General features: G+C 41.1%; 15 protein-coding genes. 11 read left to right on the forward strand and 4 right to left on the reverse strand.

The genetic code is table 11. From position 1 onward, the window contains the following. Positions 1 to 67 precede the first annotated feature (67 nt). The 3 genes from J2S07_RS08310 (at position 68) to opp4C (ending at position 3802) form a co-directional block, all read left to right on the forward strand. Positions 68 to 1831, forward strand: a complete 1764-nt coding sequence (locus tag J2S07_RS08310) for a peptide-binding protein (RefSeq protein WP_370872802.1) — start codon at positions 68 to 70, stop codon at positions 1829 to 1831. A 77-nt stretch (positions 1832 to 1908) separates the two neighbouring features. Next, positions 1909 to 2871: an ABC transporter permease gene (locus tag J2S07_RS08315; protein ID WP_307149958.1), complete on the forward strand. Its 963-nt coding sequence runs from the start codon at positions 1909 to 1911 to the stop codon at positions 2869 to 2871. A gap of 10 nt (positions 2872 to 2881) precedes the next feature. Then, on the forward strand, positions 2882 to 3802 hold the full coding sequence (opp4C, locus tag J2S07_RS08320; RefSeq protein ID WP_307149959.1) for an oligopeptide ABC transporter permease: 921 nt from the start codon (positions 2882 to 2884) through the stop codon (positions 3800 to 3802). 73 nt (positions 3803 to 3875) lie between these two features. On the opposite strand, the gene J2S07_RS08325 is transcribed toward opp4C, so the two are convergent. Beyond that, positions 3876 to 4085, reverse strand: a complete 210-nt coding sequence (locus tag J2S07_RS08325; protein WP_307149960.1) for a methionine aminopeptidase — start codon at positions 4083 to 4085, stop codon at positions 3876 to 3878. A gap of 301 nt (positions 4086 to 4386) precedes the next feature. On the opposite strand from J2S07_RS08325, the gene J2S07_RS08330 reads away from it, so the two are divergent. From J2S07_RS08330 to J2S07_RS08365, 8 genes are all read left to right on the forward strand, one after another. Then, positions 4387 to 5088, forward strand: coding sequence for a FadR/GntR family transcriptional regulator (locus J2S07_RS08330; protein WP_307149961.1), 702 nt, complete (start codon positions 4387 to 4389; stop codon positions 5086 to 5088). A gap of 38 nt (positions 5089 to 5126) precedes the next feature. After that, positions 5127 to 6452: an FAD-binding oxidoreductase gene (locus tag J2S07_RS08335; protein ID WP_307149962.1), complete on the forward strand. Its 1326-nt coding sequence runs from the start codon at positions 5127 to 5129 to the stop codon at positions 6450 to 6452. A gap of 2 nt (positions 6453 to 6454) precedes the next feature. Continuing rightward, a complete protein-coding gene (locus J2S07_RS08340; RefSeq protein WP_307149963.1) occupies positions 6455 to 7813 on the forward strand; it encodes a (Fe-S)-binding protein in 1359 nt (452 codons plus the stop codon). Then, a complete protein-coding gene (locus J2S07_RS08345; RefSeq protein ID WP_307149964.1) occupies positions 7813 to 9270 on the forward strand; it encodes an FAD-linked oxidase C-terminal domain-containing protein in 1458 nt (485 codons plus the stop codon). Before J2S07_RS08340 ends, J2S07_RS08345 begins: the two co-directional genes overlap by 1 nt. Before the next feature lie 166 nt (positions 9271 to 9436). Beyond that, entirely contained in the window at positions 9437 to 11620 is a 2184-nt protein-coding gene (locus J2S07_RS08350; protein WP_307149965.1) for a malate synthase G, read from the forward strand. A gap of 222 nt (positions 11621 to 11842) precedes the next feature. Next, complete coding sequence (locus J2S07_RS08355; protein ID WP_307149966.1) at positions 11843 to 12622, forward strand: fumarylacetoacetate hydrolase family protein; 780 nt, start codon at positions 11843 to 11845, stop codon at positions 12620 to 12622. Positions 12623 to 12630: 8 nt separating this feature from the next. After that, positions 12631 to 13413 (forward strand): IclR family transcriptional regulator, encoded by a 783-nt coding sequence (locus J2S07_RS08360; protein ID WP_307149967.1) that lies wholly within the window; start codon positions 12631 to 12633, stop codon positions 13411 to 13413. Between the two features lie 312 nt (positions 13414 to 13725). Beyond that, positions 13726 to 15507, forward strand: coding sequence for an L-lactate permease (locus J2S07_RS08365; RefSeq protein ID WP_307149968.1), 1782 nt, complete (start codon positions 13726 to 13728; stop codon positions 15505 to 15507). A gap of 88 nt (positions 15508 to 15595) precedes the next feature. Here the strand turns inward: J2S07_RS08365 and J2S07_RS08370 are convergent, their stop codons facing one another. From J2S07_RS08370 to J2S07_RS08380, 3 genes are all read right to left on the reverse strand, one after another. Beyond that, positions 15596 to 15766 (reverse strand): aspartyl-phosphate phosphatase Spo0E family protein, encoded by a 171-nt coding sequence (locus J2S07_RS08370; protein ID WP_307149969.1) that lies wholly within the window; start codon positions 15764 to 15766, stop codon positions 15596 to 15598. A 158-nt stretch (positions 15767 to 15924) separates the two neighbouring features. Then, the gene (locus J2S07_RS08375) at positions 15925 to 16467 is read right to left on the reverse strand and encodes a 4Fe-4S dicluster domain-containing protein (RefSeq protein ID WP_307149970.1); all 543 of its coding nucleotides are present in this window, start codon (positions 16465 to 16467) and stop codon (positions 15925 to 15927) included. Positions 16468 to 16486: 19 nt separating this feature from the next. Next, positions 16487 to 18478 (reverse strand): molybdopterin-dependent oxidoreductase, encoded by a 1992-nt coding sequence (locus J2S07_RS08380; protein WP_307149971.1) that lies wholly within the window; start codon positions 18476 to 18478, stop codon positions 16487 to 16489. Positions 18479 to 18488 lie beyond the last annotated feature (10 nt).

The raw sequence follows: 18488 nt of genomic DNA on the forward strand, positions 1-18488 counted from the left end.
AAAAGGAGGTGGTGCTGCTAAAGAATCGAGAGCTTTGTAGTTAATTGATTTCCAAATATTAAAAGGGGTGAATAGTTTGAAGTTTAAGAAGAGTTTGTTATTATTACTTAGCTTTGTTCTTTTGCTAGGTATCCTTGCTGCTTGTTCGGGTGGCAAGAAGACTAGTGATGAACCAAAGGATGGTAAGAAAGGAACAGAGCAAAAAGCTGAAGGACCACAAATGGGTGGAACATTAACGGGTGCAATGGATACAGCTCCATCTGGACAGTTTAACCCAATTTTCTATGAAGAAGCATATGAAGCAAATATTATTGATTTCATTTATGAGGGATTAGTTGGACAAGATGAAAATCTTGAGTTTATCCCAAGCCTAGCAAAAGAATGGACATTTAACGATGATCAATCTGAAGTGACATTCAAGCTTCAAGAAAATGCAAAGTGGCATGATGGAGAACCATTTACGGCAGATGACGTTGTGTTCACATATAAGATGCTTGCAAGCCCTGGATATATTGAAGCTGGGGGAATTCGTACTTACATTGCTGAGAACCTATTAGGCTATGACGAATATAGTACAGGTGCTTCACAAGAATTCCAAGGTGTCGTTAAAGTAGACGATCATACAGTTACGTTCAAGTTTAAAGAGCCAAACGTAAAGGCTTTAGGTGACGCAGCATTCCCAATCATTCCGGAGCATATTTTTGGTAGCATGGATATTGCGGATATGCCTTCTGCTCCAGAATCTCGTGAAGCAGGAAAAGTTATTGGTACTGGACCATTCAAGTTTACTGAAATGGTTCAAGGTGAGCAATATGTTCTTGCTAAGAACGCTGATTATTGGCAAGGTGAGCCATACTTGGATCAAGTTGTTTGGAAGGTTGTTGACCAAGCGGTTATCCTTGGTTTGTTAGAAAATGGTGAAATTGATTTCGTAGCGGATCCAAACGGATTTGCAGCTGCAGACTATGAAACAGTCGCTGCAATGCCAAATATCGAAATTGTTGAGCAACCAGACTTTGGTTATCAAATCATGGGCTTCATGATGAATCATGGACCGATCATGGACAAATCAAAGTGGAAAGAAAATCCAAAGGTTAAAGATCCAAAGGTACGTCAAGCAATTGCTTATGCGATTGACCGTGAAGCCCTCATGGAAGGATTATTCTATGGAAAAGGATCGGTTATCAATTCTCCGATCGCAACACAATTTGATGCTTATGATGATAAGAATCCTCCTCAATATAAGCATGATCCAGATCAAGCTAAAAAGTTATTAGATGAAGCTGGTTATGTTGATAAAGACGGAGATGGATTCCGTGAAGATCCACAAGGAAATAAGTGGGTACTAAATCTTAACTATCCACTAGGAAACAAAGACCGTGAGCGTTCTGCTCCAATTATCCAAGAATTCCTTCAAGAAGTAGGAATTCAGGTTGAGTTAGTACAACCAAAAGAAGCAGCTGTATACTTTGAAGATCTTGATGTTAATTCAGATGGATGGGATCTATTCCTAATTGGATGGTCTTTAGCTAGCGATGATCCAGACCCAGGCGGTATTTGGAGATCAGATGTTCCTTACAACTATCCACGCTGGAACAACGAAGCTGCTGATGCAAAGCTAGTGGAAGCTAATAAGCCACCAGAAGCTTTCGATAAAGCTTATCGCAATGAAAAGCTAAGCGAATGGCAAGTAATGTTCGGTGAAGATCTTCCTGCCGTAATATTATATGCTAAGAACAAGCTATGGGCTTATAATAAGCGCTTACAAGGTGTAGAAGTGTTACCATACCGCTTCCATAATAATCCACATAAATGGTATGTAACTGAGTAATAACTTCTACAAAAATATGGAAAAGAGCGTTTGGTATGGCGCCGCGCTCTTTTCTTTTCTAGAATGGAGGGACAACATTGTATCAATATATCATCCGAAGAGTTCTTGTTTTTATCCCAATGCTCTTTGTCCTTACAATCCTTTGCTTCGGCCTTATCAAAGCCGCACCAGGAGACCCGTTTTCCAGCAGATTAGATCCAAAAATTAACCCGGAAGTATATGAGAAGCAACGAGAGGCTTTAGGTCTAAATGATCCCATCCATATTCAATATTTGAATTGGGTTAAAGGTGCCATTCGTGGTGATTTTGGTGAATCAATGATTTTTAAGGGACGAGCCGTATCGGACCTTATAGGTGAAAGGCTAGAAAATACCTTATATTTGGGACTCATGACATTGTTTATCACAATTGTAGTGTCAATTCCAATTGGGATTTATTCAGCAAGGCATCCGTATACACCGCTTGATTATGGTGCGACAGCCTTTGGCTTCTTCGGACTTGCGACACCGAACTTTTTCTTTGGATTAGTGGCGATTTATATTTTTTCTATCACACTAGGCTGGCTACCTGCTCAAGGAACGGTTACTAGACCTGGAATGGAAGGCTTTGAATTATTTATTGATAAGATTCGTCATCTGATCTTACCAAGCTTAACTCTCGGTTTGGCGGGAACAGCTACTTATATGCGTTATATGCGTTCCGAGGTTCTTGATGTACTAGGAAGTGATTATATTCGTACAGCAAGAGCTAAAGGGATGACCGAAAGATCCGTCCTGTACAAGCACACTCTTCGTAATGCGCTTATCCCCATCATTACCTTATTGGGATTTGAAGTAGGGACTTTATTGGCTGGGGCCGTTATTACAGAAGGTGTTTTCCAATTTCCTGGTCTTGGGAGATTATTTTTACAGTCTATAGGAAATCGAGATTATCCAACCATTATGGCGATTAATTTAATGCTAGGTTTCTTAGTTCTATTAGGGAACTTATTAGCTGACATTTTCTATAGTATCGTTGACCCAAGAATCCGCTACGATTGAGGTGAATGCAATGGAACTTAAACCACAACAAACTACCAGTATTGATCCAGGAAACGTCATAGATAAGGCGGAAAAAGGGACAAGCCCTACTCGTATTGCCATTAATCGCTTTATGAAAAACAAGCTTGCTGTTATAAGTGTAATTATGCTGATCGTGATTATTCTACTTGTTGTTTTCGCGCCATTAATTACGGATCAGAATCCAACAAAATCGAATCTGTCTTTAGTAGAACGTCCACCAAGTGCGGATCATCCACTTGGAAATGATGGCTCGGGTCGGGATAATTTAGCTCGTCTATTGTATGGAGGGCGTATTTCTCTCATCGTTGGCTTTAGTGCCATGATCTTCACACTCGTGATCGGAGTATTATTGGGATCTATTGCTGGTTACTATGGTGGTAAGATTGATGCCATTATTATGAGAGCAACTGACTTAATGCTCATGCTGCCATTCCTAGTTCTTGTTCTAACGATCGTTGCAGTATTGGAGAAGGTGAATGTAGTTATCTTTGTCAGCATCATTGCCCTGACCTCCTGGCCAAACCTGACACGGATTATACGGGGAACTTTCCTCACATTGCGGGAGCAGGAGTTTATTATAGGTGCCAAGGCAATAGGTGTTAGTGATATGCGAATTATCCTAAAGCATTTTATTCCGAATGCGATTGGACCAATCGTCGTTAATGCTACCTTAATGATGGCTACCTATATCATTATCGAATCGGCATTAAGCTTCCTTGGTTTTGGGATACCACAGCCTACACCAACATGGGGCAATATGATTTCCGAAGCTCAGAGTATAAGAATTCTAAGAAATAGTCCTGAAGCTTGGGTTCCACCTGGACTTGCAATACTATTAACCGTGCTTTGTATCAACTTTATCGGGGATGGTCTCCGTGATGCATTTGATCCAAAGAGCAATAGACGCTAGAGTCTCATACAAATAACCTACTGACGGCTATCAGTAGGTTAAATTTATTTTATTGGATAAAAAGTATACTGATTTATACTAGATTAGACCATTCAGAATATAGACCGCTGCCATTGCAGCCGGGACAATCTAGCGGATTGGACAAATAGACGAATTCATTCGCTGGATAAATCAAAAATCCTCTGCCATAACACTCTGGACATTTATTTTCATCCCTCATTTGCGAAACATGCTTTTCATAACGATTGTTTTTCCACTCGTTAAAGGCATTCAGTAACCCCATTACTATCTCACCTCTATTTTTTCATTATTATTTGTTTAAGGAAATATATTTATTCACATCATTTTTCGATTCATGACCCTTGAAAAAATCAGTTAGGCTTGTACTATAACAGATTTGAAATAATAGCTATTCTTCTTGTCAGTATATGAAAGAATATTCTATTCGCTCTGGATTTCTTAATTTTTCTATAATTTCAAAAAATGATTGATTATTGTCGGAATCAATGATTTAATGTGATTAGATAGCGCATATCAGATATGTGATATCTGAAAAAATGTCAGGAGGAAAGGGGGAGGAATTTGTGAATGTAGAGAAGATTTATGTGAAGAAGGTATCGGAATCTGTTGTAGAACAAATAGAGAAGCTTATTGAGGATGGGACATTTCAATCAGGGGAAAAGCTTCCGTCGGTCCGTGAAATGTGTGATATGTTTGGCGTAGGTCGCTCTGCGATACGGGATGCGATTATCACCCTTAAGGGAAAAGGTACTGTTGATGTCAGACAAGGAGAAGGGACCTACATAAGAACGTTTGAATCGGTCACCCTTTTTAATCATCCACTAATAAGCCCTGAATCAAGTGATGTTCGCGATTTATACCAAGTAAGAAAAATGCTAGAACCGAAAATTGCGGAATTGGCAGCCACGAACAGATCAGATAGACATGTAAGAGAGCTAAAAGAAATCATATCCCAAGAAGCTTTGGGCGATTGGGAGCATGATTATAACTTTCATATGACAATAGCTAAAGCCTCTGGAAATCAAATCATCATTCAACTCATGCAATTCATTTCAGCCACCACGAAAAAACATATGAATGACTTTCACCATTTCATCCAAAGAGATCACCTCAAAGTAAAGAAAATCAATGAGCAGCATAAAGATATTTTTCATGCGATTAGAGCGAATCACGCAGAAGAAGCTAAGAATAAAATGACTGAACATTTAGAATACGTGGAACGGATTTTACAGACAAATCTATGGAGTCTATCCGAAAGCAAGTAGTGAGAGCAGATATAAAAGAATAGAGGAGGGACGTTTTGATGATGACTTCAAATGCTCTTACGGAATTAAAGGACATTATACGTGAAGAATGCATTACCGAAAACGATGCACAGAGCTCCTATCTAGGAAATTCGGGAAAAATAATCGCTGCCCCAGAAACTGAGGATGAAATAGTCAAACTATTAAGCTATGCAAATGAGAATGGAAAGACTATTTCCGTCGTATCAGGGGGGACAAAAAGAGGTTATGGTGGAATCACGGAAAGTGAGGATATCGTCCTCTCCCTCAGGAATTATCGGGGGATTATTGAGCATACAGTTGGAGATATGACTGTGACCGTGAAGGCAGGGACTCCCTTCAAGGAACTGCAGGACTATTTAGCTGGCTACAATCAAAAAGTCTCATTAGACCCTGCTTGGCCAGAAGACGCTACGATTGGCGGAGTGATTGCGGCTAATGATAGTGGACCCAAACGCTTGGGGTATGGTTCCGCAAGGGATGTCGTGATCGGTCTGCGTGTTGTCTATCCTGATGGAACGGTTATCCGTACTGGAGGAAAGGTTGTAAAAAATGTTGCAGGCTATGACATGAATAAGCTCTTTATTGGCTCCATGGGTACTTTAGGCGTGATTACGGAGATCACTTTAAAGCTAAGGCCGTTGCCGAAATATGAGAGTCTTGTTTTACTATCATTTCCGAGTGGAGACATCGAACAGGTTAAAGCCTTTGCAGTAAAGATACTAGACTCGATGATGGAGCCTGTTTCACTGGAGCTCATAAGCCCCATGATGTCTGAGATTCTTACTGGACAAAGTTCATATATTTTGGCGATGTGTTTTGAGGATGTAGAGAGCTCGGTGCATTATCAAGAAGAATTCATCAAGAAAATAAAACCAAATAATAGCGAAATACAAATACTTCCACAGGACAAGGCACAAGCATTTTGGGAGCATTTTTATCGTCTTGCTCCGAATGGAAAAAAGGCAAAAACGGAACAAGAAACAGAGGCCTCACTCAAAGTTGGAGTAGTTAATCTTGATGTTCTCAAGATGATTCAAGAAAGTGAACTTCTCCGTGATTCATATAATCTTCGTGTCGAAGCCCATGGAGGATTAGGACATGGACTTTGTCAAATAAACCTAGCGGGTGCAAATGAGGATATAGAAGCTGCAATTTATCATTTAAGAAGCGTGGCCGAGGGACTCGGTGGGTATGTGACCATTAAGCATCTCCCTTTATCACTTCGGCAAAAGATTAGTGTATGGGGAGAGAAGCCATCTTACTTCTTTCTGTTAGATGGAATCAAAAAGAAGATTGACCCAAATCATATCTTGAATCCTAAACGATTTGTAGGAGGGATATAACCTTGAGTGTAAGAGAATTGGATTTGAAAAAGGCCCCATCCTGCCAAACAAATAGCTTAAGCAATTACCTATGGAGTGATCCGCCTGATGAAAAAAAGTGGGCCGATTGTGTTCACTGTGGGATGTGTCTAGAAGCCTGTCCGACTTATGAACTAACAGGTCAGGAGCAGCACTCTCCACGTGGTCGAGTTCATCTGATCAAATCTGTAGCGGAGGGAAGGCTCGTAGTCGATGAAGAATTTGCCGATCCTGTCTTTGTTTGTCTTGATTGTCGTGCCTGTACGACTGCATGCCCAGCTGATGTAGATGTTGGTGGACTGATTGAGGAGGCTCGTGGTCAGGTGCGACAAGCGATGCCGCTCAAAGGGTTTAAAGGGACGGTCAGCAAAGCGATTCTTGAAGGACTTTTCCCCCATCAAAACCGCATGCATTCTTTAGGTGGCCTTCTTAAATTCTATCAAAAAAGCGGTATACAACAGGTAGTTCGAAAGACAGGCCTCATTCATATCATGCCAAAGCATCTCGTTGAAATGGAAAAAATCATGCCAAAAATCGGTACGCCTGTTCAAAAGAAATACAAAAATCAGGATGTGATTAAGGCAAAAGGGGAAACAAAGCATGAGGTTTCGATGTTAACAGGCTGCATTATGGATGTGATGTTCAGCGATATTAATGAAGCAACGATTAATGTGCTGACAAGAAACGGAAATGACGTGACTATCCCTAAAAATCAAACCTGCTGTGGGGCCCTTCACGTGCATGCAGGGGATCGTGAAACAGGAAGAAAGCTTGCTAAGCAGAATATTGAAGCTTTTAGAAGTTCGGAAAAGGTGATCGTCAATGCGGCTGGCTGTGGCTGCATGCTGAAGGAATATCCAGAGCTGTTCCGGGAAGACCCAGAATGGCGCGAAAAAGCAGAGGAATTTTCTCAAAAGGTAGAGGATATTTCAAAATACTTATACGATACAGGCTACGAAATTCCAAAGGCAGAGTTGAATACAAAGATTACCTACCACGATGCATGCCATTTAGCCCATGGTCAGGGCGTAAGGGAGGAACCACGTGATTTATTAATCAATATACCTGGTGTTGAAATGGTTCACATGCCAAATGCCGATCGATGCTGTGGAAGTGCGGGAGTTTATAACATTACTAATCCTGAAATGGCAGGGGCTGTTCTAGAAAGCAAAATGGAGAATGTGCCTGCCGATGTTGAAATGATTTCCATGGGGAATCCTGGCTGTATGCTGCAGATGGCCGTTGGGGTTGAAAAATATGGTAGAAATCAAAAAATTGTTCATACCGTCCAATTGCTTGATTGGGCATACCAAAAAGAAGATGAGAAAGAGAGGGGGAACTAATGGCAAGAAAAGGCTTGCAAACAACGGATAAGGATATTATCAATCTTGCGAAAATCGTCGGAGAGAAGTGGATTCTTTACAAGAGACCCGATCTTCTCGCCTATGACTGTGATGGTTTTACGATTCATAAGCATCTACCGAGGGCGGTTGTTTTTCCAGATAATACGGAAGAGGTCGCTGAGATTGTGAAATATTGTGATGCCCATGGGCTACCATTTTTAGCAAGAGGTGCAGGAACGGGGCTTAGTGGCGGTGCAATCCCGTTAAATGGGGAAGTGATCATTAGCTTGGTGAAAATGAAGCGGCTCTTAAGTGTGGATCTTGAAAATCGCCGTGCGGTAGTAGAGCCAGGATTTGTCAATCTTAAGCTAACCAACTCAATTGCTCATAAAGGCTACTATTATGCCCCAGATCCTTCCAGTCAATATGCTTGTACGATTGGTGGGAACGTAGCTGAAAATGCCGGTGGTGCCCACTGTCTAAAGTACGGAGTCACCACAAACCATATTCTTGGTCTTGAGGTCGTCATGCCAAACGGTGAAATTCTAGAGATTAGCACAAATGGAGTGCCTGATGCTCCAGGCTATGATCTATTAGGCCTATTGACAGGCTCTGAAGGAACCCTAGGAATAGTTACGAAAATAACGGTAAGAATTCTAAAGAATCCAGAGGCGAAACAAACCGTATTAGCGTATTTTGATAAAGTATCGGATGGAAGTCAAGCAGTCTCAGATATTATTTCTGCTGGAATTGTTCCTGCAGCGCTTGAAATGATGGATAAGACGGCGATTGAAGGGGTCGAAGCTGCCGCGTTCCCAGTAGGTCATCCGCGAGATATTGAAGCTCTCCTTCTCATTGAGGTGGATGGGATCTCAGCAGGGATCGATGAGCAAATTAATGAAATTTTGGAGGTCTGCAGAAAGCAAAATGTTCGTGAAGTAAAGGTAGCGCAGAGTGAAGAAGAGAGGGGGAGATGGTGGGCCAACCGGAAGACCGGTTTCGGTGCGATGGGTGCCATCTCTCCAGACTATCTTGTTCAGGACGGAGTGATACCAAGAAGTAAGCTACCTGAAGTTCTAGCAAGAATCAATAAAATTAGTGAAGAATACGGCTTGCGCATTTCAAATATCTTCCACGCAGGAGATGGCAATCTTCACCCTCTTGTCCTCTTTGATGCGAGAGTGCCCGGAGAAACCGAAAAGGCTTTGAAGGCTGGAAGCGCTTGTCTCCAGGTCTGTGCAGATGTCGGAGGAACCATTACAGGAGAACATGGTGTCGGCATCGAAAAAAAGGAAGAAATGCGCTATGTTTTCTCCGATCAAGAAATAATCGCCCAAACCGATATTCGTGAAGTCTTTAATCCGAAGAATCTTCTCAACTCAGGGAAACTTTTCCCTTCACCGGGGCGCTGTGCAGAGGTTAAAAAGGAATTAAAAGAGGCTGTGAAAACGGTCTAAAGGTCTAGGGAGCAGCGTTTTCTATTTGCTGCTCCAAATAAATAGACGCTCATTAATTTTTTGAAAATTGTTGAAAGAACATTTTTTTCATGATATTATTTTTTTAAATAATAAAAGAAACGCTGTTTCGTAATAACAAACAAAATGGAATTAGGAGGAAGAATCAATGACTCAATACGTTCAAATTGGAAATCTTCAGGTTGCAGGAATTCTTGCTGATTTTATTAATTCTGAGGCCCTTCCAGGGAGCCAAGTGGACCAAGATCAATTTTGGGCTGGGTTCGAAGCGCTAATTAAAGATTTAGCTCCAAAGAATAAGGCATTATTAGCACGTCGTGATGAAATTCAGGAGAAGTTGAATCAATGGCATAAAGAAAATAAAGAGTTTAATTTTGAAAAATATAAGCGCTTCCTTGAGGAAATTGGTTATCTTGAGCCAGAGGTTGAAGACTATCAAGTGACAACAGAGAATGTGGACCCTGAGGTTGCTTTAGTTGCAGGGCCGCAATTGGTTGTACCTGTTGACAATGCTCGTTATGCGTTAAATGCAGCGAATGCCCGCTGGGGAAGCCTCTATGATGCTCTTTATGGCACGGATGCGATTAGTGAGGAAGGTGGAGCTCATCGCGAGGGAGCATACAACCCTGTAAGAGGTGCTAAGGTAATTGAATTTGCGAGGGAGTTTCTTGACCAAGCGGCACCATTGGCTGACGGTTCACATAAGGATGCGGAAAAATACTCCGTTGCGAATGGCAAGCTAGTTGTTCAATTAGCAAACGGAGCGACAACAGGTCTAGTAGATGATTCTAAATTTGTTGGTTATCAAGGAAGCGGGGATGAGCCATCTGCAGTCCTATTAAAAAATAACGGCCTTCATTTTGAAATTCAAATCGACCGTGAATCACCAATTGGAAAAACAGATAAGGCTGGCGTGAAGGATGTATTAATGGAGTCGGCTCTATCTACGATTATGGACTGTGAGGATTCTGTGGCGGCTGTTGATGCAGAGGATAAGGTTCACGTCTATCGCAACTGGCTCGGTCTCATGAAAGGGGATTTAACTGCTACCTTCAAAAAAGGAGGCAAGACAATGACCCGTGCCATGAATCCTGACCGAGAGTATACTTCTCCAACTGGAGAGGAAGTTACCCTAAAGGGACGCTCCCTCATGTTCACTCGTAATGTTGGTCATTTAATGACAACAAATGCGATTTTAAGCCCAGACGGAGAAGAAATTCCAGAAGGGATCATGGATACAGTTCTGACGAGTTTAATTGGCAAACATACTCTTTTAGGCACTGGTAAATTCCAAAATTCATCCGAGGGTTCCATCTATATTGTAAAGCCTAAAATGCATGGCTCTGAGGAAGTAGCTTTTGCTAATGAACTTTTCGATCGTGTCGAGGATTTACTTGGACTAGAGCGCAATACCTTAAAAATCGGAGTTATGGATGAGGAACGCCGTACAACCATTAACTTAAAGAATGCGATTAGTAAGGTAAAAGAAAGAGTCGTCTTTATTAACACCGGTTTCCTCGATCGAACTGGCGACGAAATGCATACATCCATGGAAGCAGGACCGATGATTCGCAAGAACGATATGAAGGCGACCAAGTGGTTACAAGGTTACGAGAAATCTAATGTTAATGTCGGGCTTTCCGTGGGCTTCCAGGGCCACGCTCAAATTGGTAAAGGAATGTGGGCTATGCCGGATATGATGGCTGAGATGATTAAGCAAAAAATTGGTCATCCACAGTCAGGGGCGAACACGGCTTGGGTTCCATCGCCAACAGCAGCAACATTGCATGCCCTTCACTATCATCAGGTAAGCGTTGCTGAAGTCCAAAATGAATTACTCAAAGAGGCTGCAAATGCAGATTTACAAGATGATATTTTAACCATCCCGGTTGCTGAAAATCCTACATGGACACCGGAGGAAATCCAGCAAGAGCTAGATAACAACGCACAAGGGATTCTAGGCTATGTTGTCCGTTGGGTTGAACAGGGTGTTGGTTGTTCGAAGGTTCCTGATATTAATAACATTGGATTGATGGAGGATAGAGCAACACTCCGTATCTCTAGTCAACATATGGCAAACTGGCTTCACCATGGTATTGTAACCGAAGAGCAAGTATTAGAGACATTGAAGCGGATGGCAAAGGTAGTTGATGAGCAAAACGCAGGAGATGCTGCTTATCGTCCAATGGCTGCAAATTATGATGAATCCGTTGCCTTCCAAGCTGCATGTGACCTAGTATTTAAGGGCTACGAACAGCCTAATGGCTATACAGAGCCAATTCTACATCGTCGCCGTGCAGAATTTAAAGCGAAGGTTGCTGTAGCAAAATAATATGATAAATTTAGTGGGTTGGTGCACCAACCGACAATAAAATATTCACACCGTATAGAGGCATTCTATCTTGAAAAAGAATGCCTCCTTCTTCATACTAGATATCAGATAAGCAGAACAGCAGAGAACCACCAAAGAGATAACATCGTAGAGACTCATTTAGCTAAGACATCGCATGAATTCACAGTATATTCAAAAAAAACTAAGCGAAGGAGAAGCAAAATGAAATTCACGCGTTTTAGAGTCGGTTCGACTACCTATACAGGTGTCGTTGCAAATGATGTTATACGAGAAATTAAAGGTGATATTTTCAAAGATTGGTCCTATACGGGACAAGTCTTTTCAACGGATGAAGCGGTGTTTCTAGCTCCCCTAGAACCAAATCAGATCATTGGAATCGGAGCAAACTTTGTCGCGGAAAAGACAGATCTTCCAAATACTCTCCCAGACATTCCGGTGTTCTTCTTTAAACCGACTTCATCCGTTATTGGTCCTGAGGAGAATATTAACATCCCTGTAGGTTGTGAGGAAGTGAAATTTGAATCGGAGCTGGCTGTCATTATTGGAAAGGAAGCAAAAGATCTTGAGGAGTCGGAGGTTTTCGACTACATATTCGGTTATACAATCGGAAACGATGTGACCGCACCGCAATTTTTCCATGAGGCTGGCCATTGGACTGTCGGAAAATCCTTTGATACGTTCACACCGCTTGGGCCGGTAATCGAGACAGAGCTAGAGATAGAAAAAATAAAAATTCGCGCTAAAGTGAATGGAGTAGAAAAACAAAATAGTGGAACAGAATTGATGATTATTTCTATTCCCAAAATGATTTCTTATCTCTCTAAAGTAATGACGTTGCAGCCAGGAGATGTAATCCTCACGGGCAGCCCGGTTGGAGCGGAATTTGTTCGCGCAAATGATATCATTGAATGTGAAATTGAAGAAATAGGGGTATTAAGAAACACATTTACGCTATATGAAAAGATAGGAGCTGAAAGTTAAACATTCATATGAATAATAAAGATAGGGAAAATACGGTTAAGTCGGTAGGGCGGGCTTTAGACATTATCGCCATGGTAAGCTCCAAGAAGGGCGGTCTTGGTGTGACAGAGATTGCCAATCAAATCGATATTAATAAAAGCTCCGTCTATCGAATTTTGTCAACATTAGTGCAATATGGATATGTTGAACAAGACGTAGAAACAGGACGTTATAAGCTTGGCTATAAATTCCTGGAAATTAGTTCAAGATTATTAGAATCGATTGATTTACGAACAGAGGCAAAGCCATTCCTACTTGAGCTTGAGCGAGATACTAATGAGGTTATTCATCTAGTTGTCTATGATCAGGGCGAGGTCGTCTATATTGAAAAATTGGAAGGCAATGAAACATTGAGAATGCATTCAAAGGTAGGAAAAAGAGCCCCTATGCATTGTACCTCTGTAGGGAAAGCCATTCTCGCACATTTGCCACTCAATATTGTATTAGACATCATCGACCGTAAAGGGTTGCCCATGCATACGGATAAAACGATAACCGACAAGGATGAATTTCTCCAAGAACTCGTGAAAGTGAAGCAGCTTGGATACGCATTGGATTTGGAGGAAAATGAGACGGGAATCACCTGTATTGCTGTTCCAATTTTTGACCATTTAGGAAAAGTCGTCGCTTCGGTCAGTATTTCAGGCCCGACCATGAGAATGACAGATGAGAGACTGGAGCGTTTAAAAGAAAAAATGATGACTGCTGGCAGAATGATTTCCGCAAGACTCGGTTATGTTGGAAATTCATAATTTTTATGAAAATTTGTTTGAAATCTTTAGGTTTTGACCAATATTGTTCCTATTTTAGCTTTACTAGAAATCTACTAGGGTAGGATAAACTTTGGAAAAACCTTGAAAAAGATATTTCGAACAAATTTTTTTATTTTACTTTATTTAAAAAATTTTCAAAATATTTGTTGAATCATAAAATAAACTGTGTATAATCTTATTTAGGATGTATCTGTTATATAACATTTTTTGTATTGTTGTATAACTTTGTTGCTTATTAAGCAACAGTAGAAATTATTATTTTTTATTAACAAACTTGAAAGGGGAAATGTTATGAGTACAGGCATGTTAGGTTTTTTATCGCTTCTGCCAATTATTGCAGTTGCCATCTTTCTCGTAGGGCTTCGTTGGCCTGCTAGTAAAGCAATGCCAATTTCCTACGTAGTCGCAATCGTTCTAGCTTTATTTGTTTGGAAGGTGCCAGGAGCTAATGTTGCTGCTGCCTCACTCCATGGTCTTTTCACAGCAGGAACACTTTTGTACATTATTTTTGGAGCGATTCTACTTTTAAATACGCTTCAGGAAAGCGGTGGAATTAAGACGATTCGTCAAGGATTTACAGATATTTCACCAGACAGACGTATTCAGGTTATTATTGTAGCTTGGTTATTCGGCTCATTTATTGAAGGTTCTGCGGGATTTGGTACACCTGCTGCTGTTGCGGTACCATTAATGGTTGGATTAGGCTTCCCAGCAATGGCTGCCGTTGTTGCAGGGATGATCATCCAAAGTACTCCAGTTTCCTTTGGAGCCGTTGGAACACCAATGCTAGTAGGAGCTCAATCGGGCTTAGCAGCTGACCCTAGTATTACAAATGATTTTCTAGCATTAACTGTTAGTATTGCTGAAAAAGTCTCAATCTTGCACATGATTGCAGGTACTTTAGTTCCACTTATCGTGGTTGCATTCATGACAAAATTCTTCGGTAAGAACAAGTCCTTTACTGAAGGCTTAAAGATTTGGAAATTTGCTTTGTTCTCTGCCTTTGCTATGACGATTCCATATGTGATTGTAGCAAATACACTTGGACCTGAGTTCCCATCGATGGTTGGTGGACTTGTTGGTTTAGCGATTGTCATCTTTGCAGCGAAAAAAGGCTTCCTAATGCCAAAGGATGAGGTATGGGATTTTGAAGAAAAATCAAAATGGGATCCTGAATGGTCTGGTAAAATTGAGATTAAAGATATAGCGCACAAAAGTGGCAGCATGAGCATGGGGAAGGCATGGATTCCATATGTATTAGTCGGAATTTTCTTAATATTAACAAGATTGAAATCCTTGCCATTTATGGAATGGAGTCAAGCTTGGACGCTAAAATGGGAAAACATCTTCGATTCGGGAATTACATCTAGTTTTCAACCTCTTTACTCACCTGGTGCAATCTTCATCTTAGTATCCCTAATCACATATTTCTTACATGGAATGGACGGTAAAGCCTATGGGCGTGCATTGAGCCAATCCGCAAAGACAATGATCTCTGCTTCAACTGCTTTAATTTTTACAGTCCCAATGGTTCAGGTTTTCTTAAATACTGGTGGCGGAGCAGCTGGGTATGAAAGAATGCCAATCGAACTTGCGAATGGTGTTGCAGCATTAGTTGGAGATGCTTGGCCAATTTTTGCAACCTTTATTGGAGGAATCGGGGCCTTTATTGCTGGTAGTAACACGGTCAGTAATATGATGTTCTCCTTGTTCCAATACGATGTCGGTTCACAGATTGGGGTTAATCCAGAGTGGATCGTTGCATTGCAAGCAGTTGGTGGAGCAGCAGGGAATATGATTTGTGTTCATAACGTAGTTGCTGCATCGGCTGTTGTTGGTTTAGTAGGAAAAGAAGGAACCGTTATCAGAAAAACACTTCTGCCATTTACCTATTATGCCTTATTGCTTGGTGCACTTGGATACTCAATCGTGTGGTGGAACGAAAAAGGAATCTTCAATATTGGTTCCATCATTGCGGCAGCGATTGCCATCGGAGCCATTTATATCATTGCAACCAACAACAAGAGAGCACAGCTTCTTGTATCGAATTCTGGTATAAACACACCAAAATAAGTAGCTATGAAAAGTCTAGGTTTATGCCTAGACTTTTCTCATTGGAACAAAAAATCCCTCAACATTAAACGGCTAATTGAGAGAGTCCTTATATTTTATAGGTTGTTTTTTGATACTTAAGCATGTATTGGTCAAGGAGCTGGCTTAATTCAATTGTTTTTTTGCTGGAGAGACCCTCCTTCATTCCCGATTGAATCATTTCCTTTCTCAATGTTTCAATCATATTGACTAATTTTTTTTCGTTAGCAAGTACAGCCATTGTGGTAACTGCTCCTTTAAATAAAGTCCTAATAGATCTGCTTATCTGAAAACAATCAGAATATAGTAGCTTCCCTTTACTATTACTTAAAAGGGATTATATCCATATTAATACAAATATTAACAGATGTCAGTGACTTTTACCACAAATAAACTCTATTATCTATTAAGAAAATACCTTTTTCTATCTTTCACAGAATAAAAAGCCACAGATGGCTGGGTCATGCGGATATCAGGAAATCCCTCAATCGTTGGTACCGCATCAGGATCATGGAATTCTTCTAAATCTGCAATCGTTAATGCACCGGTTGTACAGGCTTCAACGCAAGCAGGAGGAAGTCCTTTGTCCTGTCGAGGATAACACATTTGACACTTCGAGACCTTGTTCGTCTCGAAGTTATATTGCGGCGCTCCGTAAGGACAAGCATTTACGCAAAGCTGGCAACCTGTACAAAGATTGGAATCAATGAGAACAATGCCATCATGACGCTTTGTAAATGCATTTTCAGGACAAACACGAAAGCATTCTGGACTGCTGCAGTGATTGCAGGAATTAGACAGAAAACTCTCGGATGTAAGCCTTGACACACGGCGCCAGCGGATATTTCCCTCTGTATTATTTTCATTCCGACAAGCGACTTCGCAAGCTATACATCCAATACACATATCAGCATCAAATATAAATCCCATTTGTTTCGTCATCTAGATCGTCTTCTTTCCGTCATAGTTTTGAGATGGCTACAAAGCTATCATAAAAATAGATTGTAGTCGGGGCCATATCCATTTCTGCGTGTATTCCGATAAGCTGGTTGATAGAATTCACTCCTGTTTGTTTGACAAGTAGACAATCAGAAGGCAATTGCGGGTTTGTTTTGGTCTTTGCGATAACTGAACCGTTCTCGTTATATATTTTTACTTTCATATTATTTGAAATCCCAGAGCTTGCGGCGATATTTTCGTTTATTTCAACAATTGTTTCTTCTCCTTCATCAACAGTTGGTTGGAGCCAGGGTAGATTACCAAACTGTGAATGAATTTGGAGCAGTGACTGCGGTGAGAGCAGTCGAAATGGATATGAATGTTTTTCCTGTTTCCTCCATTCTGAATCATCATAAATCCTTTTGACATCATTCGAATTAATGAAGGAAAAAAAACCTTCCTGTTTTCTTTCATCCCTCCGTGGCTTAGGTCCTTCTAATAAATCCTTATAGCTCTTAATTCCGTACAAATCTCTCACCTTCTCATTCAATTCTTTCTCAATCCAATCTAGTGGCTCTAGCTTGGACGGAAAGGTAGAGAATTGGGGAGATATTTCGTTCAATCTTTGGGTTAGTTCCCCGGCAATTTTTAGATCACTTTTTGCTTCGTAGAAAGGAGGGAGCGTTTTTTCATTCACTGCAAGCCAATGATGCCAATAACTGACGTTTAGATCCTCCTCCTCAAAATGACTTGCTGCAGGGAGAACAATGTCGGATAGTTTCGCTGTCTCCGTCATAAATAAATCTACCGTGATGATTAGTTCTAAGCTACTAATCAGCTCTTTCCAGGCCTTCATATTATGATCCTGGGCAAGCGGGTTGCGTGAGGCGATCCATAATAGCTTTAGTGGCGGGTCCTTAAGCCTGTTTGATTCCCCGGCAAAATTGGAAATGTTGACCCTTCTTGAGTCCTTAATAGTTGGATGTTTTTTTTCAGGGAAATTTAAGAGATTCATAGGAAAATCGCTAATATCTCCGTGGGCATAATAGACACCCCCGTATTTAAGATTGCCAGAAATGGCCGCCAAGGAGCTAATTGCTTTAATACTTTGACCGCCAAACTCATTGCGTTGCAGACCGAACCCGCTCCATGTAGCAACAGGTTTTAGATTTCCATACAAATCCGCTAGCTCTTCCATTACTTCGAGTCTAACCCCTGTGTGCTTACATATCTCTGAAATTTGAGTGTTTGATAGAAGCTCTTTATACTCGCGAAATCCTGCTTGATTTTCTACAAAGGAGAGATCGGCCATTCCTTTTTCGAGAATGATCTCCGCAATTCCTAATGCGAGGAGCGCATCGGTACCAGGATTTATTTGCACAAATAAATCGGCCTTGGCAGCCGTTTCTGTATATATTGGGTCAATGACAACGAGCTTCCCACCGTTTTTTCGTGCATTGTAAATAAACTTCATTTGATGAATATTAGTAACAGCAGGATTCGCCCCCCAGATAACAATCATTTTGGCATTCGCCATATTTTCAGGAATCGGGCTAATGAAATCACCAAAGGCATCTCTAATAGCTGCTTCTCCAGTAGCTAGACAGAGATCTCCGTATGTCTTTGTATGTGGTCCAATGCTATTGAACATCCCTTCCACAGCGTAATGCAGCAAACCTAAGTTTCCTGAAAATTTATTAAATCCACTTACTAGATTAGAACCGTAGCGGCGGTAGAGCTCAACCATTTTCTCAGCGATAATGGTATAGGCCTCGTCCCATGAAATCCTTTTCCAATTCCCAGAGCCCCTTGATGCTTGGATCATCGGATATTTTAAACGCAAAGGGTTATCCACGTATTGGGTATAGGCATAGCCCTTGGCACACAAATGTCCTCCGGTAAAGCCATGCTTTGGATCACCCGTTATCTTTAGCAATTGATCATCTTCCACATAGGAGAGAATGCTGCAGGTTCCAAAGCAGTTTCTGGGGCATACATTGCGAGTTATTTTCATCGACAGATCA

Source organism: Anoxybacillus andreesenii, from assembly GCF_030813005.1.
In the GTDB taxonomy this organism is placed as follows: Bacteria; Bacillota; Bacilli; order Bacillales; family Cytobacillaceae; genus Robertmurraya; species Robertmurraya andreesenii.

What these genes read in the sequence shown, in the direction of transcription:
- opp4C (WP_307149959.1), top strand. Translation starts at nt 2,882, where the DNA reads ATGGAACTTAAACCACAACAAACTACCAGTATTGATCCAGGAAACGTC.
- J2S07_RS08325 (WP_307149960.1), bottom strand. Translation starts at nt 4,085, where the DNA reads ATGGGGTTACTGAATGCCTTTAACGAGTGGAAAAACAATCGTTATGAA.
- J2S07_RS08335 (WP_307149962.1), top strand. Translation starts at nt 5,127, where the DNA reads ATGATGACTTCAAATGCTCTTACGGAATTAAAGGACATTATACGTGAA.
- J2S07_RS08345 (WP_307149964.1), top strand. Translation starts at nt 7,813, where the DNA reads ATGGCAAGAAAAGGCTTGCAAACAACGGATAAGGATATTATCAATCTT.
- J2S07_RS08350 (WP_307149965.1), top strand. Translation starts at nt 9,437, where the DNA reads ATGACTCAATACGTTCAAATTGGAAATCTTCAGGTTGCAGGAATTCTT.
- J2S07_RS08355 (WP_307149966.1), top strand. Translation starts at nt 11,843, where the DNA reads ATGAAATTCACGCGTTTTAGAGTCGGTTCGACTACCTATACAGGTGTC.
- J2S07_RS08360 (WP_307149967.1), top strand. Translation starts at nt 12,631, where the DNA reads ATGAATAATAAAGATAGGGAAAATACGGTTAAGTCGGTAGGGCGGGCT.
- J2S07_RS08365 (WP_307149968.1), top strand. Translation starts at nt 13,726, where the DNA reads ATGAGTACAGGCATGTTAGGTTTTTTATCGCTTCTGCCAATTATTGCA.
- J2S07_RS08370 (WP_307149969.1), bottom strand. Translation starts at nt 15,766, where the DNA reads ATGGCTGTACTTGCTAACGAAAAAAAATTAGTCAATATGATTGAAACA.
- J2S07_RS08375 (WP_307149970.1), bottom strand. Translation starts at nt 16,467, where the DNA reads ATGACGAAACAAATGGGATTTATATTTGATGCTGATATGTGTATTGGA.
- J2S07_RS08380 (WP_307149971.1), bottom strand. Translation starts at nt 18,478, where the DNA reads ATGAAAATAACTCGCAATGTATGCCCCAGAAACTGCTTTGGAACCTGC.